Origin of the sequence: Streptomyces sp. NPDC086080, assembly GCF_044540255.1 — a bacterium.
Classification (GTDB): domain Bacteria; phylum Actinomycetota; class Actinomycetes; order Streptomycetales; family Streptomycetaceae; genus Streptomyces.
Genome location: NZ_JBITRU010000004.1, coordinates 144904 through 165647 on the forward strand (window position 1 = coordinate 144904; position 20744 = coordinate 165647).

Genomic DNA, 20744 nt, shown 5'->3' on the forward strand with positions numbered 1-20744 from the left:
GGGCCTGCGTGAACAGCGCCCCGGACACGTGAGGGAGATCGACTGGTCGGAGACTGCACGTGTGCTGGGTACTGACCTGCCGAGTGACTACAAGGAGCTGAGCGAGGCGTACCCGACGTTTTCCGTCGGCGGCTTTCTGCTGGTCGGCACGCCCTGGCCTGGGCGCGAGGCGGAGTCCGCGGCGAGCAAGCTGGGTGCGCTGGACGTGCTGGAGGACCTAGTCGATGCCGACATGGCGCACGGATACGTGCCCTACCCCCGTCCCGGAGGGCTGTTGCACTGCGCGGAGAGCAGTTCGGGAGACATGTTCTACTGGCGCACGGGGGACTTGAACCCGGATTCCTGGCCCGTTGTGGTGAGTACCAGGAACGATGACTGGTGGGAGCACGAGAACGGACTGGTTTCCCTCCTGACTGGACTCATCTCGGGTCACATCCCCCCCTGGGGGTTGCCGGACCCGTTTCCCGGTGGTGACGCCACGGTGTGGCTGGCTGACGGTCTTACCTCCCTGTGATGCCGACGCCGGAGAGATCGTGAGAGGAGGGCGGGTACGCCATGACGGCGGCTGCAGAGCATACCTGTGAGAGGTCGGCCGCTCCTCGACAGCCACGTGATTCGAGTGGTCTGAAGAGCAGTTGGCCCGTGACGCGGGGCTGTCCCCCCACGTCGTTACCTGGTGGACTGGGAGCGGGCTGACGCGGCCGTCGGTACGCGGCTGCCGACGGATTACAAGGAGTACGTCCGCTGGTTCGGGCCCGGTGATTTCGACGCGTATCTGATCGTTTGCGTGCCCGGTGTCGAGAACAGCGAAGCGGAGCCGGCTGCCCGGTTCGCCCGGGAGTACCAAGAGGCGCGTCTGCTGAAGGTAGATCAACCCCAAGGCGAGTCCACGCGTCCCCCTGGGGCCCGAGCCGGATGGATGGTTGCCCTGGGGTTCACCACGGGAGGCGACGGGCTGTACCGGGCCATGTCCGGTGCCGACCCCGACCGGTGGACCGTCGCCGGTCAACCTGGCCGTGGCTCGGATTTCAGGTACTTCGACGGGAGCATTACCGCGTTCCTGCACGTCTTCCTCTGGGACACCGTGGAGATGCCCTTCATCCCCGAGGCCGAATGCGACCCGCCCGTGCCCTTCGAACCGGACACCGGCGAGTGGCGGGCGGGCTGAGCCGGTGAGCCTTTGGAGGCTGATGGTCGCCTCGCGTAGGCATCACGCGGGGCGGGCGCGCCTGGGGCCGGGCGGCCGGGTCATCGAGATCAACAAGTGAGCTGGCTGGTCTGACCTGGCAGCTCCTGCCGCCGGGCATGCCCGGTGTGGTGGCGGGTAGGGCCCTCTGCGTACGGGGTGTCGCGCCAGCGGCCGTGGACGAAGGGTGGTCGGAAGTGATCCGAAAGCTGCAGGCCGTCGCGCTGGACTGTGCTGATCCGGTGCGGCTCGCCGAGTTCTACGCGGAGTTGCTCGGCGGCCGGGTGGTCGCGGATCCCGAGGAGCCCGACTGGGTCGAGGTGCACGGGTTCGAAGGGGTCCCGCTGGCCTGCCAGCGGGTGGATGGCTATCGGCCGCCCGCCTGGCCCGACCAGGAGCGCCCGCAGCAGCTCCACCTGGACTTCGACGTGGACGACCTCGACGGGGAGGAGAAGCGGGCGCTGGCCCTCGGCGCGACCGTGCTGGAGCGGACGGACCAGATCCGCCCCGGGGCCAACTGGCGGGTCTACGCGGACCCGGCCGGCCATCCGTTCTGCCTCTGCCTCCACTGAGGTCCGGGCCGCTTAATGCTTTGCCGGGGACCCGGCCGGTCGGATAGGAAGCTCGCATGTTGAGCGGCGCCAAGGTCGGGCTGAGGGCCCGGCACGAGGACGACATCCCGGTTCTGCGGGCCGAACTGTACGACGACGTGGTCAACGCCTCGCGGGCCGAGGGCGGGCCGTGGCGGCCGATCACGCCCGGCGCGAAGGATCCGCGACTCGTGGTGGACGACAAGGAGCAGGGACACGTCCCCTTCTCCGTGGTGGACCTGGCCGAAGGCACACTGGTCGGCACCGCCACGCTGTGGGGCATCGACAACCACAACCGGTCCGCGCACATCGGGCTGGGGCTGCGCCCGGCCTCCCGAGGCAAGGGCTACGGCACCGACGTGGTCGCGGTGCTGTGCCACTACGGGTTCGTCGTACGCGGCCTGCACCGGCTGCAGATCGACACCCTGTCGGACAACACCGCGATGCTGCGCTCCGCCGAGCGCAACGGCTTTGTCCGCGAGGGCGTGCTGCGCTCCTCGGCCTGGGTGATGGGCGAGTTCCTGGACGAGGTGCTGCTCGGACTCCTGGCCCAGGACTGGAGGCCGGACCCGCAGGGCTGACACGGGCTCAGGGCCCCGGGCGCGCTACGACAGCGCGCCCGGGGCCCTCTTGTTCCCCCGTCCGGCCCTCAGCCCGGCCGGCGCAGGCCGTCGACGAGGACGCCGGCCAGGCGGCGCGCGTCGTAGTCGGGGTCGCTTTCCGCGCCGATGCAGAGGTTGCCCACGCCGCGCATGAGGGTGAGGGCGTCGATGTCGGCGCGGATCTCGCGGGCCGTGATGGCGGCGTCGAGCAGTTCGGCGCAGACCGGCAGCAGGCGGTCGAGGAAGTAGCCGTGCAGGGAGGCGAAGCCCGCCTGGTCGGAGCGCAGCACGGCGGCGAGGCCGTGCTTGGTGACGAGGAAGTCGACGAACAGGTCGATCCACTGCCGCAGGGCGGCGTGCGGGGTCGCGGCGGCGGCCAGCAGGGCCGGGCCGGCCTCGGCGCAGGCCTCGACCTGGTGGCGGTACACGCCGATGATCAGGTCCGCCCGGGTCGGGAAGTGGCGGTAGAGGGTGCCGAGGCCGACGCCGGCGCGCGAGGCGATGTCACGCACCGGGGCGTCCACGCCCGAGGTGACGAAGACCGCGGCGGCCGCGTCGAGCAGCGTCTCCTTGTTGCGCCGGGCGTCCTTCCGGCGTGACGGGGCCGCGGGCCCGCCGTCCGTGTCGCCGCCCTGGCCGCTCTGGTTCACCGCGTCGTCCTTCCGCCTCTCGCACGCCCCCGCATGGTCTCACGCGTGCCCGTACCCGCCTCCGCACGCCCGCACTTGCCAAAGCGGAACACTGTTCCGTATCGTTCGACGTACCGGAACGGTGTTCCGTTTCGGGTTCATTCTGTCATGAGGAGATACGGACATGCAGTACCGCACCCTGGGCCGGACCGGAGTACAGGTCAGTGCTCTCGCGCTCGGCGCGATGAACTTCGGCGCGATCGGCCACACCACCCAGGACGAGGCCACCGCCCTCGTCGACACGGCCCTGGAGGCCGGCGTCAACCTCATCGACACCGCCGACTGGTACAGCATGGGAGAGTCGGAGGAGATGGTCGGCAAGGCGATCGCCGGCCGCCGCGACGACATCGTGCTGGCCACGAAGGCGACCATGCCGATGGGGGAGGAGCGCAACCACAAGGGCGGTTCGCGCCGCTGGCTGGTGACCGCGCTGGACGACAGCCTGCGCCGGCTCGGCGTGGACCACGTCGACCTCTACCAGATGCACCGCTGGGACCCGGAGACCAGCGACGAGGAGACCCTCTCGGCGCTGACCGACCTTCAGCGCGCGGGCAAGATCCGCTACTTCGGCTCCTCCACCTTCCCCGCCTACCGCATCGTGCAGGGGCAGTGGGCCGCCCGTGACCTGCGGCTCGGCCGGTACGTCACCGAGCAGCCCAGCTACTCGATCCTCCAGCGCGGCATCGAGGCCGATGTCCTGCCCGTGGCCGAGGAGTACGGGCTCGGCGTGCTGGTGTGGAGCCCGCTGGCCTCCGGCTGGCTCTCGGGCGCGGTCCGCGAGGGCCGGGACATCACCACCAGCCGCTCGGCGATCATGCCGGAACGCTTCGACCTCTCCATCCCGGCCAACCGGACCCGGCTCGACGCCGTCGAGCGGCTGGCCGCGGTCGCGGACGAGGCCGGACTGACCCTGATCCAGTTGGCGCTCGGCTTCGTGACCGCACACCCCGGGGTGACCAGCGCGCTCATCGGCCCCCGTACGCCGGAACACCTGCAGTCGCAGCTCGCCGCCGCCGACACGGTGCTCTCCGCCGACGTCCTCGACGCGATCGACGAGATCGTCGCACCGGGTGTCGACCTGGCCGCGCACGAGAAGTTCGACACGCCGCCCGCACTGCTCGACCCGTCACTGCGCCGCCGCCGCTGACCGCCGGAGAGGATCACCGGACGATGCCCTCCCCACCCCGCCCGCGCTTCGGGATCATGACCGTCCCCTCCCAGGTCGGCTACGACGACATCCTGCGCGTCTGGCGAGAGGCCGACGCGATCCCGGAGATCGAGCACGCCTGGCTGTTCGATCACCTCATGCCCATCTTCGGCGATCCGGAGGGCCCGGCCTTCGAGGGCTGGACGCTGCTCTCCGCCCTCGCGGCGCAGACGCGGCGACTGCGGCTCGGTGTCATGGTGACCAGCAACCGGTTCCGGCCGCCCGCGCTGCTCGCCAAGATCGCCACGACCGTCGACATCGTCTCCGGCGGGCGGCTCGACTTCGGCATCGGCGTGGGCTCCCGCCCTCACCCGCCCGAGGCCTGGCGCGAGTACCCGGCTCACGGACTGCCCTTCCAACCCCCGGCGCAGGCGGTGGAGAGCCTCGCCGAAGCCTGCACGGTGATCCGGCGGCTGTGGACGGAGAAGGAACCCTTCGACTTCCACGGCCGCCACCACCACCTCACCGGGGCGTTCGGCAGCCCCAAGCCCGTGCAGCGCCCCCACCCGCCGATCCTGATCGGCGGACGTGCCTCCGCGACGCTGCGCGTGGTCGCCGAGCACGCGGACCTGTGGAACATCCCCGGCGGCGACCTCGACGACGCGATGCGCCGCGGTGCCCTGCTGGACCGCTACTGCGCGGACATCGGCCGCGACCCCGCCTCGATCGTCCGGTCGATCCACCTGTCGGTCGACACCGCCCGGCCCGATGCCACGCGGCGGGCGATCGGCGAAGCCCTCGACGCCGGTTTCCGGCACGTCGTCCTCGGGCTGCCGGTGCCGTATCCCGACGGCATCGCGCGCTGGGTCGCCGACGAACTGATCCGCCCGTCGCTCTGAACACCGCGGCTCTGCTCGCGGCGCGCCGCCGCCCGTGCCTCTGTCGGCGCCGCCGCCCGTGCCTCTGCCCGTGCCTCGCCCCCGGTTCGCGCCGGGGGCGAGGCACGTCGGCATGCGGACGACCGTTCAGGTACTCACCCGTGCACGGGTATTGACGCACCGTTCGGTCAGCCCATAGCGTCCGCCCATCCCTAATGTTTCGAAGTCGACTTCGAAACATTCGAGAACGACGATGGGAATGAGACTCCCCGCATGAGATCCATTCGTTTCGCCACCGTGGCCCTCGCCACCGCCGCCCTGACCCTGCCGCTCGTGGCGGGTTCCGCGAACGCCGGTCCGTCGGACGGCCGCACGGCCGCCCCGCACTCCCACGCCAAGTTCGACCGGCTGCGTGAGGCCGCCCCCAAGGACTTCGTCGTGGGCACCGCCGTCGCCGGCGGCGGCCACCACCTGGAGCAGGACTACCCGGACCCCTTCACGTACGACAAGGAGTACCGGAAGGTCCTGGCGCGCCAGTTCAGCTCGGTCTCCGCCGAGAACCAGATGAAGTGGGAATACATCCACCCCGAGCGCGACCGCTACGACTTCGGGCAGGCCGACGCCATCGTCAGGTTCGCCGAGCGCAACCGGCAGGTCGTACGCGGCCACACCCTCCTGTGGCACAGCCAGAACCCGGCGTGGCTGGAGCAGGGCGACTTCTCCAAGGCGGAGCTGCGCGCCATCCTGCGTGAGCACATCACCACCGTCGTCGGCCGTTACGCCGGCCGGATCCAGCAGTGGGACGTCGCCAACGAGATCTTCGACGACCAGGGCAACCTGCGCACCCAGGACAACATCTGGATCCGCGAACTGGGACCGGGCATCGTCGCCGACGCCTTCCGCTGGGCGCACCAGGCCGACCCGAAGGCCACACTCTTCTTCAACGACTACAACGTCGAGAGCGTCAACGCCAAGAGTGACGCCTACTACGCCCTCGTCCAGGACCTGCTCGAACAGGGTGTGCCCGTGGACGGCTTCTCCGTACAGGGACATCTGAGCACGCGGTACGGCTTCCCGGGCGACCTGAAGGACAACCTGAGCCGCTTCGACGCGCTCGGCCTGGAGACCGCGGTCACCGAGCTGGACGTCCGTATGGACCTGCCGGAGAGCGGCGAGCCGACCGAGGAGCAGCAGCGGAAGCAGGCCGACTACTACCAGCGGATGCTGGAGGCGTGCCTGGCCGTCGACGGCTGCAACTCGTTCACCATCTGGGGCTTCACCGACAAGTACTCGTGGGTCCCGGTGTTCTTCGAGGGGGAGGGGTACGCGAACGTCATGACCGACACGTACGAGCGCAAGCCCGCCTTCTACGCCCTGCGGGACACGCTGAGGGACGCGGCCCGCGAGGAGGACTGCGAGAGGCGCGGCAAGCGCCACGGGCACGGGAAGGGCTGAGAGGGCCGGACGGGGCCGCTCCGGGCGGCCCCGTCGCCCCACTCCGCACGACTCCGCACGACTCCGCACGACTCCGCACGACTCCGCACGGGCTCAGGCCTTGCGGGCCACCGCCACATAGGCGCCGCTGAGGACGCCCTCCTGCCCCGGCACCGGCTCACCGAGCTCGGGATGCCACTCCTCCGCCGCCACCATGCCGGGGTCGACGACCTCAAGCCCTTCGAAGAACCGGGCGAACCGGTCCCGGCTGCGCATGTCCATGGTGAGCCCGCCCGCCCGGTAGAGGTCGACCACCTTCTTCGACGCCTCCTCCGGATGGAAGTCGGGCGTGAGGTGGGACATGACGAGGTAACTGCCCGGCGCCAGCTCGCTCTTCAGCCGCTCCACCAGCTCGTACGCCCCGTCCTCGTCGCTGATGAAGTGCAGCAGCGCGATCAGTGACAGCGCGACGGGCCGCTCGAAGTCCAGCGTCTTGCGGGCCTGTTCGACGATCGCGGCGGTGTCGCGGGCATCCGCCTGCACATAGTCGACGACGCCCTCGGGGGTCCCCCGCAGCAGCGCCTCGGCGTGGACCAGGACGATCGGGTCGTTGTCGCAGTACACGATCCGCGCGTCGGCGGCGACGTCCTGCGCCACCTGGTGCAGGTTCGGCTCCGTCGGAATGCCCGTCCCGATGTCGAGGAACTGCCGCACTCCCTGGCCGGCCACCCAGCGCGTGGCGCGCTGCATGAACGCCCGGTTCATCCGCGCCATGACGGGGATGACCGGCGCGAACCCCACCAGCTGCCGGCCCAGCTCCTCGTCCACCGGGTAGTTGTCCTTGCCGCCGAGGAACCAGTCGTACATCCGCGCGGGATGCGGCTTGCTGGTGTCGATCCGTAGGGGAGCTTCCACACCGGGGTTCTGCTGATTCACCGTGAGTCCCCTTGTCCCGCGCGGGAGTTGATCTGCAAAGTGTCGTGGACCGCCACGATAGCCACCCCCCGGCCGACGCGCCTGCGCGGGACCGCCCCTGGCCCTGTCGCCGTCGGGCCCCTACCGGGCGCGCGGCACAGTACTCCGCCTACGGGCCTGATGCGGCGTTGTCGGTGCAGGGGAGCGAAGAGGGCTCGGGGTCTGTACCGAGCCTTCTGTGCGGCTGCCACTCAGCGGCTGGGGATGTCGGTTCCGCTGCCCGTGCTCTCGGGAACTTGGATACTGACGTACCAGCGAACGGAATCCTCCGTCACCACGGTGAAGTGGAGCCTTCGCGCCGACGTCAGATTCATCTGGTTCGCGTTTTTCTCCACCTCCACCCCGGAACAACCGAGGGAGAACCCTCCGATGCCTTCGAGGGAGATTTCGAGATCAACCGGCTTCGCACGTGAAATGCAGTTCACCTTGATCCAGGATTCTCCCTTCGGCAGTTCGATCGTGCCGAATTGCTGGACACCGCGATGAGGGCCCTCGGAGAGGATTTCCCTGTATCCGGCGTCCACCTCGGGCGCTGTCAGCGGTTCCTGGGGAGGTGGCGCGACGCTCGACGAGGACGGGTCCGGAACGTTGGGCTTGTCCGAGCCGTCATCAATCGTGCAGGAGGTCAGCAATCCGCACAGGACGGCTGCCGCGGCGAAGGCCGCACGACTGGATCGCATCAGGAACTCGTTTCCCAGTACTTGAACCCGACGGTCTTGTTGGCGATGTCAGCCTCCCCGTACGAGATCTGGGTCTTCTTGCAGTTGGGCAGCTGGTAGTACTTCTGCCACTTGACGTGGTGACCCCATGAGCCGAACTGTGCGTTGCCGTACTTGTTGCGGCTTATGTTGCGCCGGTACTGGTGCTGCGTCTCCCAGGACACTTCCTTGACCGACTCGCCGCTTACCTCGACCTTCGCCTCGGCCACGATGCCGCTGACGGACACTCCTCCGCCGGCCGTGATCTTGGTCGCCACGGATCCAGCCTTCACCCGCGTCAGAACCATGGTCCCCCCAGGGCCGTCCTTGTAAATCGGTCCCTTGCCCAGGTGCTTCTTCGACTGGGCGTAAATGTCGGTTTTCCATCCTCCATCGCAAACATTCAACGGTGCGGGTTGCGGAGAATCCGCGAAGGCGACTCCCGGAGTCACGACAGTAACGGCACACACGGCAATGACTGCAAATGCGGCGCGCTTCATTTTTCCCCCAAGCAGGAATTTCGTGCAGCCGGGGGCTGGTCAACCCGACCGGCTTATCGATCGTGATCAGATCATGCTTCGGCATGAATCGGAGGGTATCTGCCCGGTCCTGTTATCCACTCGTTACCGCTTGAGTTTCTTTTGAGCTTTCGCGAATGGGGTGTCGATGCTCTCATTCCCTTGGTTTCGGAGTGGGTAATTAAATTCAATTTTGAAGCAGTCTGAGGGTGCTGCCCCTCTGGGTGTCCAGCGTGATTTGATGCGTAAAAGTATGAATTATGCATTTCTCTCACTGGTGGTTCTGTCGCGATCTAGCGTGAGTGGTGGCGGATCTCCCTGCGCGTGGTGACTGTCCGCCGGCTGTCCGGTGCTGTCCGGGCCGTCGGGGTGGTTGGTACGGGTGGGGCGCCGCGGTACGGCGCGGGACGACGGAGGGTGCGGCATGTCGGTGGACGGTGAGGCGGTACGGCTCAAGGGCGAGGCGGACGAGCCGGGGTGGGAGGTGGATCCGGACGACGAGTGGGGCGTCGCGGTCATCACCACGGTGGGGCGGCAGTTGAAGCTGCGGCGCGAGGCGGCGGGGATGCGAGTCGGTCAGTTCGGGGCGGCGATCGGGTACGGGGAGGACCTGGTCTACAAGGTCGAGAGCGGGAAGCGGATCCCTCAGCGGGAGTATCTGGACAAGGCGGATGAGGTGTTGGGGGCCGGTGGGTTGCTCTCGGCGGCTTGGGAGGACGTGAAGAGGGTCCGGTATCCGAAGAGCGTGCGGGCGCTGGCGGAACTGGAGGCCAAGGCGGTCGAGCTGGGTGTGTACGTCGGGCTCAGCATCCATGGGTTGTTGCAGACGCCGGAGCATGCGCGGGCCTTGTTCGAGGTGGCCCAGACCGCTTACTCCGAGGACGAGTTGGATGAGCTGGTGGCCGCGCGGACGGCACGTAAATCGATCTTCGAGCGGAGCCCGGCACCGATGCTCAGCTTCGTCCAGGAAGAGGTGGCGCTGCGCCGACGGGTGGGGGGCACAATGGTGTGGCGTCAGCAACTGGAACACTTGCTGGAGTTGGCACATCGGCGCAACGTCACCCTCCAGGTGATGCCGACGAGCGCGGGGGAACATCCTGGGCTGAGCGGCAAGATCGAGGTGATGAAGTTCGGGGATGGTACGGCGGTAGGGCGCTCCGATGGAGCCTTCAACGGTCGCCCGACCTCTGAACTGAAGCAGCTACGCATCCTTGAGCTGCGGTACAGCACTATTCGGGCTCAGGCCCTCTGCCCGAGGGAGTCCCTGGCCTTCATCGAGCAACTGCTGGGAGAAGAATGATCCGCGAGACCGCTGCCGGTGATGCCTCCGAACTGGCATGGTTCAAGAGCAGCTACAGCGATGGCCCCGAGGGCGACTCCTGCGTGGAGATCGCGATAGCACCCCGCACCGTCCACGTCCGCGACTCCAAGGACGTAGCAGGTCCTCGGCTTACGCTCACGCCGGGCGTGTGGGCGAGCTTCGTGACGTACGCGCTGGAACGCTGACGCCCCAACTGCATGCGCCCCGCGCCTGGTCGTCACCGGGAGCGGGGTGCGCTGACGTGCGGCTTCAGGACACGTCCCGCATCAATGGTGTCCAACACCGCGATCGGTCGGCTGTGCACGGCCCAGCCCCGGAATCGATTTCCGCAGCGGCGGGTCCGGCCACGCGCCTGGTCGTGGCGGGACCCGGGGCGCTGTGGCGTCCCGCGATCAGTTGCTCCGTGCCTCGCCCCGGATCATGGCGATGTCCGGCCTCACCTTGGCGATGGCCGCGAAGTCGTCGTCGACGTGGAGAACGGTCAGGCGGTGGTGCTCGGCGGTGAGGGCGATCAGGATGTCCAGGGGGGAAGGGCCACGGTGATGGCCGATCCTCGCCAAGTCCCGCTGCACCTCCACGATCTTCGACCAGGGATCGTCGAGTGCCGGCACCCAGCCGAAGGTCTGGGCGAGCACCGTGAAGAAGGGGTCGTAGTCTCGGTCGGAGCGAAGGCCGGGTATCAGTTCGGCCCCGACGGGCGGGCAGATGGCTACCAGCCCTCGTGCCACACGGCTGGGCCAGGGAGCGCCGAGTTGCCCGCGCAGCAGCCGCCACACGGCGGAGGTGTCGGCCAGGTAGGTCACAGGCCCGCCTGTTCGCGTTCGGCGAGGACGTCGAAGTCGAGGAACGAGTCGGCGTTCTCCTGTAGCCAGCGAAGGGCACGTGCCCGGTCATCGGCGCTGATGGCGGACGCTATGGTCAGCGCGCGATCGATGGTCTCCCGCTTGGTCCTGGTGCCGAGCTGTCGCTGGGCGAAGGCCAGTTTGTCGTCGTCGATGTCGACCAGGGTCCTGGACATGAGGCCTCCCACAACCGGCTGTATATATCGCTGTCAATCGTATATCAACCAGTGCCCGCCGGGGTCGGAGCCGTCCCTGGCGGGTGACGGGCGAACGTGTGATCGTCCGTCGTGTCGCCCCGGCGTTGGGAGGGTGTGGGCTGGTATGCCTGAAGATGGTCCACAGACCCAGGGCGCATCCGTACTCCGTGCGCGCTGTCCAGATAGCGGACATTCCGGCCCGGCTCTTGGTATCCAGTTAACACAGGAGTAACACTGGGAGGGTCGGCCGACCTGTCGTATACAAACGGGGTGGCCGCTGTCCCGCGGTCGGCAACGGCGCCGAGCGCCCTTCACCGGTCCTCGCACCGGTGTCCGCCGTGCCAGAAAGGGACCCCGTGACCTCACGCCCCGACCCCAAGATCTCGCTTGCCCGGCTGCGTGCCGAGGTGGAGCGCCGTAACCCGTCCGAGCCCGAGTTCCACCAGGCCGCGCGTGAGGTGCTGGAGACGCTGGCTCCGGTGCTGACCGCCCGGCCCGAGTACGCGGTGCCCGGACTCGTTGAGCGGCTCGTCGAGCCGGAGCGGCAGATCATGTTCCGGGTTCCGTGGCAGGACGACGCCGGCCAGGTGCACGTGAACCGGGGTTTCCGGATCGAGTTCAACAGCGCCCTCGGCCCCTACAAGGGCGGTCTGCGCTTCCACCCCTCGGTGAACCTCGGGATCATCAAGTTCCTCGGCTTCGAGCAGATCTTCAAGAACGCGCTCACCGGGCTCGGCATCGGCGGCGGCAAGGGCGGCAGCGACTTCGACCCGCAGGGCCGCAGCGACGCCGAGGTCATGCGTTTCTGCCAGTCCTTCATGACCGAGCTGTACCGGCACATCGGTGAGTACACCGACATCCCGGCCGGTGACATCGGCGTCGGTGCCCGCGAGATCGGCTACCTGTTCGGGCACTACCGGCGGATCACCAACCGCTGGGAGGGCGGCGTCCTGACCGGCAAGAGCGCCGGCTGGGGCGGCTCGCTGATCCGTCCGGAGGCGACCGGGTACGGCAACGTGCTGTTCGCCGAGGCCATGCTGCGCGCACGCGGCGAGGACCTGGAGGGGCAGACCGCGGTCGTCTCCGGCTCCGGCAACGTGGCCATCTACACCATCCAGAAGCTGGCCGCCCTCGGCGCCAACCCCGTGACCTGCTCCGACTCCAGCGGCTATGTCGTCGACGAGAAGGGCATCGACCTGGAGCTGCTGCGCCAGATCAAGGAGGTCGAGCGCGGCCGGGTGAACGACTACGCCGAGCGCCGGGGCGGCTCCGCCCGGTTCGTGCCCGGCGGGCGGGTGTGGGAGGTCCCGGCGGACGTCGCGCTGCCGTCGGCCACGCAGAACGAACTGAACGCGGACGACGCCGCCACCCTGATCAGCAACGGCGTGAAGGCGGTCTCCGAGGGCGCCAACATGCCCACCACGCCGGAGGCCGTACAGCTCTTCCAGCGGGCCGGTGTCGCCTTCGGCCCCGGTAAGGCGGCCAACGCGGGCGGTGTCGCGGTCAGCGCGCTGGAGATGACCCAGAACGCCTCGCGCACCACGTGGAAGGCCGACCAGGTGGAGCAGGAGCTGGCCCGCATCATGACCGACATCCACACCACCTGCGCCGAGACCGCCGAGCGTTACGGCGCCCCCGGCGACTACGTGACCGGCGCGAACATCGCCGGCTTCGAGCGGGTGGCGGACGCGATGCTCGCGCAGGGCGTCATCTGACGCGCTCGCCGTCGCCTGTCACGGAGTGGGGATGCCGGCCGGACGGGCCGGCCTCCCGAAACGGGCGGGGACGCCCGGTGAGTACAGCACGCTCACCGGCTCCCCGGCCGGCCTCGGCAGCCCGGCCGCGGTGATCAGGTCCTCCTCGCACTCCACCAGCTCGGCCCGGTACAGCGGCCAGCGCGGATGCGCGTTGGGCAAGTACATCGACCGCCCGAAGAACGCGCCGTGCATGCCCCAGCGCGCGGTGAGGAAGTGCTCCAGTTCGGTCGGCTCCCCGATCGCCTCGCCCCTGCGCACGGTGAGCCAGCTGCCGGCCCCGCGCGGCCCTGGCCAGCGGCGGGAGCTGTCGTACCGCACCGTGCCGCCGTCGAGGTGCTCGACGCTCATCCGGGACCAGAGGTACGGCATCCGGAACCCGAGGCGGCCGACCGCCACCGGGATCAGCCGGGAGGCGTCCAGGGACAGGAAGACGACCCCGCGCCGCCCGTGCGCGTCCACCGAGTAGAGGCGGACGTTGGTCTCCGGGAAGTTGCCGAGATAGGGGACCCCGGGCAGGCGCAGCCAGCCCACCCGGTGCATCCGGAACGCGACCAGACCGACGTACGTGACCCCGTCCAGCGTGTCGGGCACCGTGCCCGGCGGCAGCAGACCGGCCACGTCGGCCGGGTCCACCGCCCAGTGCACGAACGTCAGGTCGAGCCAGGACTGGGTGAGCAGCGGGCGCGCGATCGCCTCCGGAGGGTCGGGCGTGATGGGCTCCGGGGTCAGCGGCAGCGGTGTCGACGGCACGGCGCCATTATCGCGGGAGGGCAGGGCCGCGACACGGCCGTCCGGGTGGAGGTGGTGGACGTTACGATCTGCCCCGCATGGCCCTGGTGAGCGCGAGGCGGGGGTGGGAACACTGGGAGCCATGCAGAAGCTCTCCCTCGACGCCCTCGCCCGCGAACACCTCGAACGTGCCGCCGCCACGTCCAGCGGCCGCAGCGCCACCACCGTCTACGGCGGCCACGAACACACCCTGCGCCAGACCCTCCTCGCCCTGACCGCAGGCACGAGCCTCGCCGACCACGACAGCCCCGGCGAGGCCACCCTGCTGGTGCTGCGCGGCCGCGTCCGCCTCACCAGCGGCGAGACCGAGTGGGAGGGCCGCACCGGCGACCTCATTGTCATCCCTCCGGCCCGTCACGGCCTGGAGGCCCTGGAGGACGCGGCGGTCATTCTCACGGTCGCCAAGAACGGGTGATCACCGCGCGGTCTTCGGCACCTTCGGCAGGGGATCAGAGGCGGTGCACCGTGTGCAGGGTCCGGGCGTAGGTGCCCGTCCCGTCGAGGAGTGAGGCGCCTCCCAGGTCGGACATGGTGGGGCCGTTGACCGTCTTGCGGCTGGAGAGGAAGCGGCGCCTGCCGGCCGTGTCCGTGCCGAGGTGGATGCCGACGTGGTCCGCCGTGGCCATGACGTTGTCGTCGCCCGAGTCCGCGTTGAACAGCACGAGGTCACCCGGCTGCAGCTGCTCGGCGGAGGGCGGGTTGACCCCGTCGGTGCGGGCGATGCGCACCCCCGGGGCATGGTCGGCCATGTCGCGGGAACGCCGGGGTATCCGGGTGCCGGAGGTGTCCTCACCCGCGGCCATCGGCACCCCCATGTGGTAGCCGTACACCATGCGTGTGTAGCCGGAGCAGTCGAGGTTGCCCGCCTGCTTGCTCGAACGGTCCGTGTGGGTGCCGTCGGGGAAGGTCCAGCCGATGTCCATGTACTCGTGGAAGTCGGCACCCTCGTAGCGGTTTCCCCGCGGGTCCAGGTAGCCGTACCCCGCCCTGCCCAGAACCTTCCTGCCCTCGGCCGGCCCGGAGCCGCAGACCACGGCGGGAGCACCGGGGAGGAACATGGCCGCGTAGGCGAGGACGTCCGGCGCGGTGGAGCCGGACCAGGCGCGGACGGTGCTCTCCAGCTCCGGCGTCCAGATCCCGTCGAAGGGCTCGGGCAGCACCCGCACCCAGTCCCCATGGGTGACCGTCGGCGGTTCGGCCCACCTGCCGGCGTCCAGCTGGAAACGGCTGACCAGGAGTCTCATCGGCAGGTTGGTGCAGCCGCGGTTGGCCAGCGCGCGCAGGCCGACCCGCCCCGCGCCGAAGGTCGAGTCGGTGACGTCGGCCGCCCATCCGGCGGGCTCCGGTGCGGCGGACGCCCAGGCCTTGGCCCGGATCCTGGTCCCCTCGCGGCGCACCCGGATCGTCCAGTCCGTGCCCGCGGGCACGGACGTGGCGACCGTGCGGGCCGGGACCAGCTGCGTGACCGTGTCGTCGACCTCCTTCTCCACCCGCAGTTGCACCGCGCCGGAGGTGAGGAAGGACAGCCGGGCCCGGTAGTTGTTGCGGGTGTCCTGGTAGCCGAAGGACAGTGCGTAGGAGCAGGCCTCCCCGGTGGGCACCTTGTCGAAGCGGGCGACGGAGCGGACGTCGATGTCGGTGAGCGCGTTGTCGCGGATGCTCGCGTGCCGGCTGGCGTAGTCGGTGGTGAGTTCGATGACGCCGGTGCCCGGCACGACCGAGTAGTCGGTGTCGACGGGGCCGAGAGTGGACCAGACGCCGCCGCCGGGGGAACTGCCCCAGAAGGAGCGCTTCTCCGCGGGCCGGGACAGGTCGGGCAGGGTGCGCTCGAAGTCGTCCGCGAAAGGTCTCTTGTTCTCCGTGAACGTCCGCTCCGGGCCGGGCAGCAGCACGGTGCGCGCGCCGTGCGTCAGGAGGGCGACGCGTCTGCCCTCCGAGGTGACCTCCGTACGGGCCGGGGTGCCCGGGAGGACCGTCGCGGTGAGCGGTGAGCGCAGGGTCTCGCGGAGGAAGTGAGCGGCGTCCAGGGGTGCCGTCGTCACGGACGAGAGGGAGGGATCCGGTGCTGCGGGAGCTGCGGGAGCCGCTGGAGCCGCGAACGGTGCGGATGTGCCGGCGGCCCGCGCGGGAGAGGCGGCCGTGCCGACCAGCGGGAGGGACGCGGTGGAGGCGGCGAGAACGGCGAGGACACTGCGCCGTGAGGTATACGACATGGCGCTCATGATCGCGGAGCGACGGACCATCCGGACGTCCGGCGCCGATCCGGAGCGCCCGCGTTTGATCCACGCCACTCGCGGGGTACTGTCTTCCGCTCGATTGGCCAGGCCCCCGGCCGGTGTGGCAAACTGTTCAAGTTGCTCGGTCGAGTGTTGATGCTGCGCGCCTCCCGCCGGGAGGGCCGGAAGCGAGTCCCACAGTACTCGTCGCCCCTGATCAGGGGCGGACGTACGGGAATCTTCCGGGAAGCGTATGTGCGACGCCGGCCAGGCGCCCGGTGGGCCTTTCGCCCCCGGTCCGCGGTTCTGGTAGGGCCGTGTCAATCCCGCAGGGATGTTCGAACGAGGGACATTCATGTCAGTGGGAGTGCGACACGCCCGACCGCGTGGGTCGGAGACGAGAGTGTGGAGCACCGGGCTCCAGAGCGTAAAGAGAGACAGGACTACGGAGTAGCCATGGCGGGACAGAAGATCCGCATCCGGCTCAAGGCCTACGACCACGAGGTCATCGACTCTTCGGCGAAGAAGATCGTCGAGACGGTGACGCGTACTGGTGCGTCGGTCGCAGGCCCGGTGCCGCTGCCCACTGAGAAGAACGTGTACTGCGTCATCAAGTCGCCGCACAAGTACAAGGACTCGCGCGAGCACTTCGAGATGCGCACGCACAAGCGCCTGATCGACATCCTCGACCCGACCCCCAAGACCGTTGACTCTCTGATGCGACTCGACCTCCCGGCCGGTGTCGACATCGAGATCAAGCTCTGAGGCCGGTGATCTGAAGAGATGGCAAAGCAGATCAAGGGCATCCTGGGCGAGAAGCTCGGCATGACGCAGGTGTGGGACGAGAACAACCGTGTTGTTCCGGTCACCGTCGTCAAGGCCGGCCCGAACGTCGTCACCCAGGTCCGTACGAACGATGTCGACGGCTACGAGTCGGTCCAGATCGCCTTCGGCGAGATCGACCCGCGCAAGGTGAACAAGCCCCTCAAGGGCCACTTCGCCAAGGCCGACGTCACCCCCCGTCGTCACCTCGTCGAGATCCGCACCGCGGACGCCTCCGAGTACACGCTGGGCCAGGAAGTCACCGCCGAGGTCTTCGAGTCCGGTGTGAAGGTCGACGTCACCGGCAAGAGCAAGGGCAAGGGCTTCGCCGGTGTCATGAAGCGTCACAACTTCAAGGGCCTCGGCGCCGGTCACGGCACCCAGCGCAAGCACCGCTCGCCGGGCTCCATCGGTGGCTGTGCCACCCCGGGCCGCGTGTTCAAGGGCCTCCGCATGGCGGGTCGCATGGGCAACGAGCGGGTCACCACCCAGAACCTGACCGTCCACGCCGTTGACGCGGAGAAGGGTCTGCTGCTCATCAAGGGCGCGGTTCCCGGTCCGAACGGCGGCCTCGTCCTGGTCCGCACCGCGGCCAAGGGGGCCTGAGGTAACCGATGAGCACTGTTGACATCCTTTCGCCTGCCGGCGAGAAGACCGGAAGCGTCGAGCTCCCCGCGGAGATCTTCGGCGTGGAGAAGATCAGCATCCCGCTGATCCACCAGGTCGTCGTCGCGCAGAACGCCGCTGCCCGCCAGGGCACGCACAAGACCAAGCGTCGCGGTGAAGTCCGTGGTGGCGGCCGCAAGCCGTACCGCCAGAAGGGCACCGGCCGCGCCCGTCAGGGTTCGACCCGCGCCCCGCAGTTCGCCGGCGGTGGCGTCGTCCACGGCCCGCAGCCGCGCGACTACTCGCAGCGGACCCCGAAGAAGATGAAGGCCGCGGCCCTGCGCCACGCCCTCACCGACCGGGCCCGCCACAACCGCATTCACGTCGTCACCGGCGTGATCGAGGGTGAGACGCCCTCCACGAAGGCCGCCAGGACGCTGTTCGGCAAGATCTCGGAGCGCAAGAACCTGCTCCTGGTCGTCGAGCGCGCCGACGAGGCCGCGTGGCTGTCCGCCCGCAACCTGCCCCAGATCCACATTCTGGAGCCGGGCCAGCTGAACACGTACGACGTTCTCGTCTCGGACGATGTGGTCTTCACCCAGGCCGCTTTCGAGTCCTTCGTCGCCGGCCCGAACAAGGCCAACGACAACGAAGGGAGCGAGGTCTGATGGCTGCCCGTCACCCCTCGATCGCCTCGAAGGCCGCCAAGGCGGCCAAGGCCCGTCGCGTCGCCAAGGCGCGCCGCCACGAGGCCGAAGGCAAGAACACCGTCGTCACCCCGGCCAGCAAGGCGTACACGGATCCCCGTGACGTCCTGCTCAAGCCGGTCGTGTCGGAGAAGAGCTACGCGCTGATCGACGAGAACAAGTACACGTTCCTCGTCGACCCCAACGCGAACAAGACCCAGATCAAGCAGGCCGTCCAGGCGGTCTTCGAGGTCAAGGTCACCGGGGTCAACACGATCAACCGCATCGGCAAGCGCAAGCGGACCCGCACCGGCTTCGGCCAGCGTGCGGCGACCAAGCGCGCGATCGTGACCCTCGCCGAGGGCGACCGTATCGACATCTTCGGCGGTCCGACCGCGTAAGCGGTCAGGATCGTCCGATATCGGACGAGGACTGAGAAATGGGTATCCGCAAGTACAAGCCGACGACTCCGGGCCGTCGTGGCTCCAGCGTCGCCGACTTCGTCGAGGTCACGCGGTCCACGCCGGAGAAGTCGCTGGTCCGTCCCCTGCACAGCAAGGGCGGCCGTAACAATTCCGGTCGTGTGACCGTCCGCCACCAGGGCGGTGGCCACAAGCGCGCCTTCCGCGTGATCGACTTCCGTCGTCACGACAAGGACGGCGTGCCGGCGAAGGTCGCGCACATCGAGTACGACCCCAACCGCACCGCGCGCATCGCGCTGCTGCACTACGCGGACGGCGAGAAGCGCTACATCCTCGCCCCGCGCAACCTGCAGCAGGGCGACCGCGTCGAGAACGGTCCCGGGGCCGACATCAAGCCGGGCAACAACCTGGCCCTCCGCAACATCCCGGTCGGTACCACGATCCACGCGATCGAGCTCCGTCCTGGTGGCGGTGCCAAGTTCGCCCGCTCCGCCGGTGCCTCCGTGCAGCTGCTCGCGAAGGAGGGCACGATGGCCCACCTCCGCATGCCGTCCGGAGAGATCCGCCTGGTCGACCAGCGCTGCCGCGCCACGGTCGGCGAGGTCGGCAACGCCGAGCAGAGCAACATCAACTGGGGCAAGGCCGGCCGTAAGCGGTGGCTGGGCGTCCGCCCGACCGTCCGTGGTGTCGTGATGAACCCGGTCGACCACCCGCACGGTGGTGGTGAGGGCCGGACCTCCGGTGGCCGCCACCCCGTGTCCCCGTGGGGCAAGAAGGAAGGCCGTACTCGTTCGCCCAAGAAGGCGTCGAACAAGTACATCGTCCGCCGCCGCAAGACGAACAAGAAGCGCTAAGGACGGGTTGAGATGCCTCGTAGCTTGAAGAAGGGACCCTTCGTCGACGACCACCTGATCAAGAAGGTGGACGCCCAGAACGAAGCCGGTACCAAGAACGTCATCAAGACCTGGTCCCGCCGCTCGATGATCGTCCCGGCGATGCTCGGCCACACGATCGCGGTGCACAACGGCAAGACCCACATTCCGGTGTTTGTCACCGAGTCGATGGTCGGCCACAAGCTCGGCGAGTTCTCGCCGACCCGCACCTTCCGGGGCCACGTCAAGGACGACCGGAAGTCGAAGCGCCGCTAGTCGGCGGGGTGCAATCGACCATGACAGACACTGAAGGGACAACCATGGAAGCCAGGGCCCAGGCGCGGTACATCCGCGTCACGCCCATGAAGGCCCGCCGCGTGGTGGACCTCATCCGTGGCATGGATGCCACGGAGGCTCAGGCGGTCCTGCGTTTCGCCCCGCAGGCCGCGAGCGTGCCGGTCGGCAAGGTGCTGGACAGCGCCATTGCCAACGCCGCGCACAACTACGACCACACCGACGCCGACAGCCTCTACATCTCCGAGGCGTACGTCGACGAGGGCCCGACCCTGAAGCGGTTCCGTCCGCGTGCCCAGGGCCGCGCCTACCGGATCCGCAAGCGGACCAGCCACATCACCGTGGTCGTCAGCAGCAAGGAAGGAACCCGGTAATGGGCCAGAAGGTTAACCCGCATGGGTTCCGGCTCGGCATCACCACCGACTTCAAGTCGCGCTGGTACGCCGACAAGCTGTACAAGGACTACGTCAAGGAAGACGTCGCCATCCGCCGGATGATGACGTCCGGCATGGAGCGCGCCGGCATCTCGAAGGTGGAGATCGAGCGCACCCGTGACCGTGTCCGTGTGGACATCCACACCGCGCGTCCGGGCATCGTGATCGGCCGCCGTGGCGCCGAGGCCGACCGCATCCGCGGTGACCTCGAGAAGCTCACGGGCAAGCAGGTCCAGCTCAACATCCTCGAGGTCAAGAGCCCGGAGACGGACGCTCAGCTGGTGGCCCAGGCCGTCGCCGAGCAGCTGTCCTCCCGCGTCTCCTTCCGTCGTGCCATGCGCAAGAGCATGCAGGGCACGATGAAGGCCGGCGCCAAGGGCATCAAGATCCAGTGCGGTGGCCGCCTCGGTGGCGCCGAGATGTCCCGCTCGGAGTTCTACCGCGAGGGCCGTGTGCCCCTGCACACGCTCCGCGCGAACGTGGACTACGGCTTCTTCGAGGCCAAGACGACCTTCGGCCGCATCGGTGTGAAGGTCTGGATCTACAAGGGCGACGTCAAGAACATCGCCGAGGTCCGCGCCGAGAACGCCGCCGCCCGTGCCGGCAACCGCCCGGCCCGTGGCGGTGCCGACCGCCCGGCCCGTGGTGGCCGCGGTGGCGAGCGTGGCGGTCGCGGTCGCAAGCCGCAGCAGGCTCCCGCTGCCGAGGCCCCCAAGGCCGAGGCTCCGGCTGCCGCTCCGGCTGAGAGCACCGGAACGGAGGCCTGACC

27 protein-coding genes are annotated in these 20744 nt (G+C 68.9%); 19 read left to right on the forward strand and 8 right to left on the reverse strand.

The annotated features are described in order from the left end of the window. The first annotated feature begins 61 nt into the window (after positions 1-61). From ACIF9R_RS06615 to ACIF9R_RS06630, 4 genes are all read left to right on the forward strand, one after another. The gene (locus ACIF9R_RS06615; protein ID WP_399975230.1) at positions 62-514 is read left to right on the forward strand and encodes an SMI1/KNR4 family protein; all 453 of its coding nucleotides are present in this window, start codon (positions 62-64) and stop codon (positions 512-514) included. A gap of 162 nt (positions 515-676) precedes the next feature. After that, the gene (locus ACIF9R_RS06620; RefSeq protein ID WP_399975232.1) at positions 677-1168 is read left to right on the forward strand and encodes a hypothetical protein; all 492 of its coding nucleotides are present in this window, start codon (positions 677-679) and stop codon (positions 1166-1168) included. A 215-nt stretch (positions 1169-1383) separates the two neighbouring features. Further along, a complete protein-coding gene (locus ACIF9R_RS06625) occupies positions 1384-1758 on the forward strand; it encodes a VOC family protein (protein WP_399975234.1) in 375 nt (124 codons plus the stop codon). Between the two features lie 56 nt (positions 1759-1814). Beyond that, positions 1815-2357: a GNAT family N-acetyltransferase gene (locus tag ACIF9R_RS06630; RefSeq protein WP_399975237.1), complete on the forward strand. Its 543-nt coding sequence runs from the start codon at positions 1815-1817 to the stop codon at positions 2355-2357. A 68-nt stretch (positions 2358-2425) separates the two neighbouring features. Here the strand turns inward: ACIF9R_RS06630 and ACIF9R_RS06635 are convergent, their stop codons facing one another. After that, entirely contained in the window at positions 2426-3028 is a 603-nt protein-coding gene (locus tag ACIF9R_RS06635) for a TetR/AcrR family transcriptional regulator (protein WP_399975240.1), read from the reverse strand. Between the two features lie 163 nt (positions 3029-3191). Between ACIF9R_RS06635 and ACIF9R_RS06640 the strand changes: the two genes are divergently transcribed. The 3 genes from ACIF9R_RS06640 (at position 3192) to ACIF9R_RS06650 (ending at position 6547) form a co-directional block, all read left to right on the forward strand. Continuing rightward, positions 3192-4214, forward strand: coding sequence for an aldo/keto reductase (locus ACIF9R_RS06640; protein ID WP_399975242.1), 1023 nt, complete (start codon positions 3192-3194; stop codon positions 4212-4214). A gap of 23 nt (positions 4215-4237) precedes the next feature. Next, on the forward strand, positions 4238-5113 hold the full coding sequence (locus ACIF9R_RS06645; protein WP_399975244.1) for an LLM class flavin-dependent oxidoreductase: 876 nt from the start codon (positions 4238-4240) through the stop codon (positions 5111-5113). A gap of 252 nt (positions 5114-5365) precedes the next feature. Beyond that, positions 5366-6547, forward strand: a complete 1182-nt coding sequence (locus ACIF9R_RS06650; RefSeq protein ID WP_399975246.1) for an endo-1,4-beta-xylanase — start codon at positions 5366-5368, stop codon at positions 6545-6547. A gap of 93 nt (positions 6548-6640) precedes the next feature. Here the strand turns inward: ACIF9R_RS06650 and ACIF9R_RS06655 are convergent, their stop codons facing one another. From ACIF9R_RS06655 to ACIF9R_RS06665, 3 genes are all read right to left on the reverse strand, one after another. Then, complete coding sequence (locus tag ACIF9R_RS06655) at positions 6641-7462, reverse strand: SAM-dependent methyltransferase (RefSeq protein ID WP_399975249.1); 822 nt, start codon at positions 7460-7462, stop codon at positions 6641-6643. A 230-nt stretch (positions 7463-7692) separates the two neighbouring features. Continuing rightward, the gene (locus ACIF9R_RS06660) at positions 7693-8181 is read right to left on the reverse strand and encodes a hypothetical protein (RefSeq protein WP_399975251.1); all 489 of its coding nucleotides are present in this window, start codon (positions 8179-8181) and stop codon (positions 7693-7695) included. Continuing rightward, complete coding sequence (locus ACIF9R_RS06665) at positions 8181-8477, reverse strand: hypothetical protein (RefSeq protein WP_399975253.1); 297 nt, start codon at positions 8475-8477, stop codon at positions 8181-8183. Before ACIF9R_RS06665 ends, ACIF9R_RS06660 begins: the two co-directional genes overlap by 1 nt. 664 nt (positions 8478-9141) lie before the next feature. On the opposite strand from ACIF9R_RS06665, the gene ACIF9R_RS06670 reads away from it, so the two are divergent. Next, on the forward strand, positions 9142-10017 hold the full coding sequence (locus tag ACIF9R_RS06670) for a helix-turn-helix domain-containing protein (RefSeq protein ID WP_399975257.1): 876 nt from the start codon (positions 9142-9144) through the stop codon (positions 10015-10017). Then, positions 10014-10223, forward strand: coding sequence for a DUF397 domain-containing protein (locus ACIF9R_RS06675; protein ID WP_399975259.1), 210 nt, complete (start codon positions 10014-10016; stop codon positions 10221-10223). Before ACIF9R_RS06670 ends, ACIF9R_RS06675 begins: the two co-directional genes overlap by 4 nt. Before the next feature lie 207 nt (positions 10224-10430). On the opposite strand, the gene ACIF9R_RS06680 is transcribed toward ACIF9R_RS06675, so the two are convergent. Continuing rightward, complete coding sequence (locus ACIF9R_RS06680) at positions 10431-10841, reverse strand: PIN domain nuclease (protein WP_399975261.1); 411 nt, start codon at positions 10839-10841, stop codon at positions 10431-10433. Continuing rightward, the gene (locus ACIF9R_RS06685) at positions 10838-11056 is read right to left on the reverse strand and encodes a type II toxin-antitoxin system VapB family antitoxin (protein WP_399975264.1); all 219 of its coding nucleotides are present in this window, start codon (positions 11054-11056) and stop codon (positions 10838-10840) included. The genes ACIF9R_RS06680 and ACIF9R_RS06685 overlap by 4 nt, the downstream gene beginning before the upstream one ends. 377 nt (positions 11057-11433) lie before the next feature. On the opposite strand from ACIF9R_RS06685, the gene gdhA reads away from it, so the two are divergent. Then, a complete protein-coding gene (gene gdhA, locus ACIF9R_RS06690) occupies positions 11434-12792 on the forward strand; it encodes an NADP-specific glutamate dehydrogenase (RefSeq protein WP_399975267.1) in 1359 nt (452 codons plus the stop codon). Between the two features lie 18 nt (positions 12793-12810). Here gdhA and ACIF9R_RS06695 read toward each other — a convergent pair whose 3' ends face one another. Beyond that, entirely contained in the window at positions 12811-13584 is a 774-nt protein-coding gene (locus ACIF9R_RS06695; protein WP_399975270.1) for a YqjF family protein, read from the reverse strand. 121 nt (positions 13585-13705) lie between these two features. Between ACIF9R_RS06695 and ACIF9R_RS06700 the strand changes: the two genes are divergently transcribed. Continuing rightward, entirely contained in the window at positions 13706-14038 is a 333-nt protein-coding gene (locus ACIF9R_RS06700; RefSeq protein WP_399975272.1) for a cupin domain-containing protein, read from the forward strand. 34 nt (positions 14039-14072) lie between these two features. Here ACIF9R_RS06700 and ACIF9R_RS06705 read toward each other — a convergent pair whose 3' ends face one another. Further along, a complete protein-coding gene (locus ACIF9R_RS06705; protein ID WP_399975275.1) occupies positions 14073-15836 on the reverse strand; it encodes an NlpC/P60 family protein in 1764 nt (587 codons plus the stop codon). 459 nt (positions 15837-16295) lie between these two features. Here ACIF9R_RS06705 and rpsJ point away from each other — a divergent pair, with 459 nt between their 5' ends. The 8 genes from rpsJ to rpsC are packed head-to-tail and all read left to right on the forward strand — an operon-like array spanning position 16296 to position 20742. After that, positions 16296-16604: a 30S ribosomal protein S10 gene (gene rpsJ / locus ACIF9R_RS06710; RefSeq protein ID WP_003948644.1), complete on the forward strand. Its 309-nt coding sequence runs from the start codon at positions 16296-16298 to the stop codon at positions 16602-16604. Positions 16605-16622: 18 nt separating this feature from the next. Then, positions 16623-17267, forward strand: a complete 645-nt coding sequence (gene rplC, locus ACIF9R_RS06715) for a 50S ribosomal protein L3 (protein WP_030046373.1) — start codon at positions 16623-16625, stop codon at positions 17265-17267. A gap of 8 nt (positions 17268-17275) precedes the next feature. Further along, positions 17276-17935 carry a 50S ribosomal protein L4 gene (rplD, locus tag ACIF9R_RS06720; RefSeq protein ID WP_399975278.1) on the forward strand — a complete coding sequence of 220 codons (660 nt, stop codon included), beginning with the start codon at positions 17276-17278 and terminating at the stop codon, positions 17933-17935. After that, positions 17935-18354 carry a 50S ribosomal protein L23 gene (gene rplW, locus ACIF9R_RS06725; protein ID WP_399975281.1) on the forward strand — a complete coding sequence of 140 codons (420 nt, stop codon included), beginning with the start codon at positions 17935-17937 and terminating at the stop codon, positions 18352-18354. The genes rplD and rplW overlap by 1 nt, the downstream gene beginning before the upstream one ends. 38 nt (positions 18355-18392) lie before the next feature. After that, positions 18393-19229 (forward strand): 50S ribosomal protein L2, encoded by an 837-nt coding sequence (gene rplB, locus ACIF9R_RS06730; RefSeq protein ID WP_399975285.1) that lies wholly within the window; start codon positions 18393-18395, stop codon positions 19227-19229. A 12-nt stretch (positions 19230-19241) separates the two neighbouring features. Further along, positions 19242-19523, forward strand: a complete 282-nt coding sequence (gene rpsS, locus ACIF9R_RS06735) for a 30S ribosomal protein S19 (protein ID WP_010036728.1) — start codon at positions 19242-19244, stop codon at positions 19521-19523. Between the two features lie 44 nt (positions 19524-19567). Further along, complete coding sequence (rplV, locus tag ACIF9R_RS06740) at positions 19568-19915, forward strand: 50S ribosomal protein L22 (RefSeq protein ID WP_019329637.1); 348 nt, start codon at positions 19568-19570, stop codon at positions 19913-19915. Continuing rightward, positions 19915-20742: a 30S ribosomal protein S3 gene (rpsC, locus tag ACIF9R_RS06745; RefSeq protein ID WP_030220998.1), complete on the forward strand. Its 828-nt coding sequence runs from the start codon at positions 19915-19917 to the stop codon at positions 20740-20742. The genes rplV and rpsC overlap by 1 nt, the downstream gene beginning before the upstream one ends. The last annotated feature ends 2 nt before the right edge of the window (positions 20743-20744 follow it).

Bases quoted from the DNA above. Each gene is read 5' to 3' on its own strand.
- ACIF9R_RS06630 (WP_399975237.1), top strand. From the start codon at position 1,815: ATGTTGAGCGGCGCCAAGGTCGGGCTGAGGGCCCGGCACGAGGACGAC.
- ACIF9R_RS06640 (WP_399975242.1), top strand. From the start codon at position 3,192: ATGCAGTACCGCACCCTGGGCCGGACCGGAGTACAGGTCAGTGCTCTC.
- ACIF9R_RS06645 (WP_399975244.1), top strand. From the start codon at position 4,238: ATGCCCTCCCCACCCCGCCCGCGCTTCGGGATCATGACCGTCCCCTCC.
- ACIF9R_RS06650 (WP_399975246.1), top strand. From the start codon at position 5,366: ATGAGATCCATTCGTTTCGCCACCGTGGCCCTCGCCACCGCCGCCCTG.
- ACIF9R_RS06660 (WP_399975251.1), bottom strand. From the start codon at position 8,181: ATGCGATCCAGTCGTGCGGCCTTCGCCGCGGCAGCCGTCCTGTGCGGA.
- ACIF9R_RS06670 (WP_399975257.1), top strand. From the start codon at position 9,142: ATGTCGGTGGACGGTGAGGCGGTACGGCTCAAGGGCGAGGCGGACGAG.
- ACIF9R_RS06675 (WP_399975259.1), top strand. From the start codon at position 10,014: ATGATCCGCGAGACCGCTGCCGGTGATGCCTCCGAACTGGCATGGTTC.
- ACIF9R_RS06685 (WP_399975264.1), bottom strand. From the start codon at position 11,056: ATGTCCAGGACCCTGGTCGACATCGACGACGACAAACTGGCCTTCGCC.
- ACIF9R_RS06700 (WP_399975272.1), top strand. From the start codon at position 13,706: ATGCAGAAGCTCTCCCTCGACGCCCTCGCCCGCGAACACCTCGAACGT.
- ACIF9R_RS06705 (WP_399975275.1), bottom strand. From the start codon at position 15,836: ATGTCGTATACCTCACGGCGCAGTGTCCTCGCCGTTCTCGCCGCCTCC.
- rpsJ (WP_003948644.1), top strand. From the start codon at position 16,296: ATGGCGGGACAGAAGATCCGCATCCGGCTCAAGGCCTACGACCACGAG.
- rplC (WP_030046373.1), top strand. From the start codon at position 16,623: ATGGCAAAGCAGATCAAGGGCATCCTGGGCGAGAAGCTCGGCATGACG.
- rplD (WP_399975278.1), top strand. From the start codon at position 17,276: ATGAGCACTGTTGACATCCTTTCGCCTGCCGGCGAGAAGACCGGAAGC.
- rplW (WP_399975281.1), top strand. From the start codon at position 17,935: ATGGCTGCCCGTCACCCCTCGATCGCCTCGAAGGCCGCCAAGGCGGCC.
- rplB (WP_399975285.1), top strand. From the start codon at position 18,393: ATGGGTATCCGCAAGTACAAGCCGACGACTCCGGGCCGTCGTGGCTCC.
- rpsS (WP_010036728.1), top strand. From the start codon at position 19,242: ATGCCTCGTAGCTTGAAGAAGGGACCCTTCGTCGACGACCACCTGATC.
- rplV (WP_019329637.1), top strand. From the start codon at position 19,568: ATGGAAGCCAGGGCCCAGGCGCGGTACATCCGCGTCACGCCCATGAAG.
- rpsC (WP_030220998.1), top strand. From the start codon at position 19,915: ATGGGCCAGAAGGTTAACCCGCATGGGTTCCGGCTCGGCATCACCACC.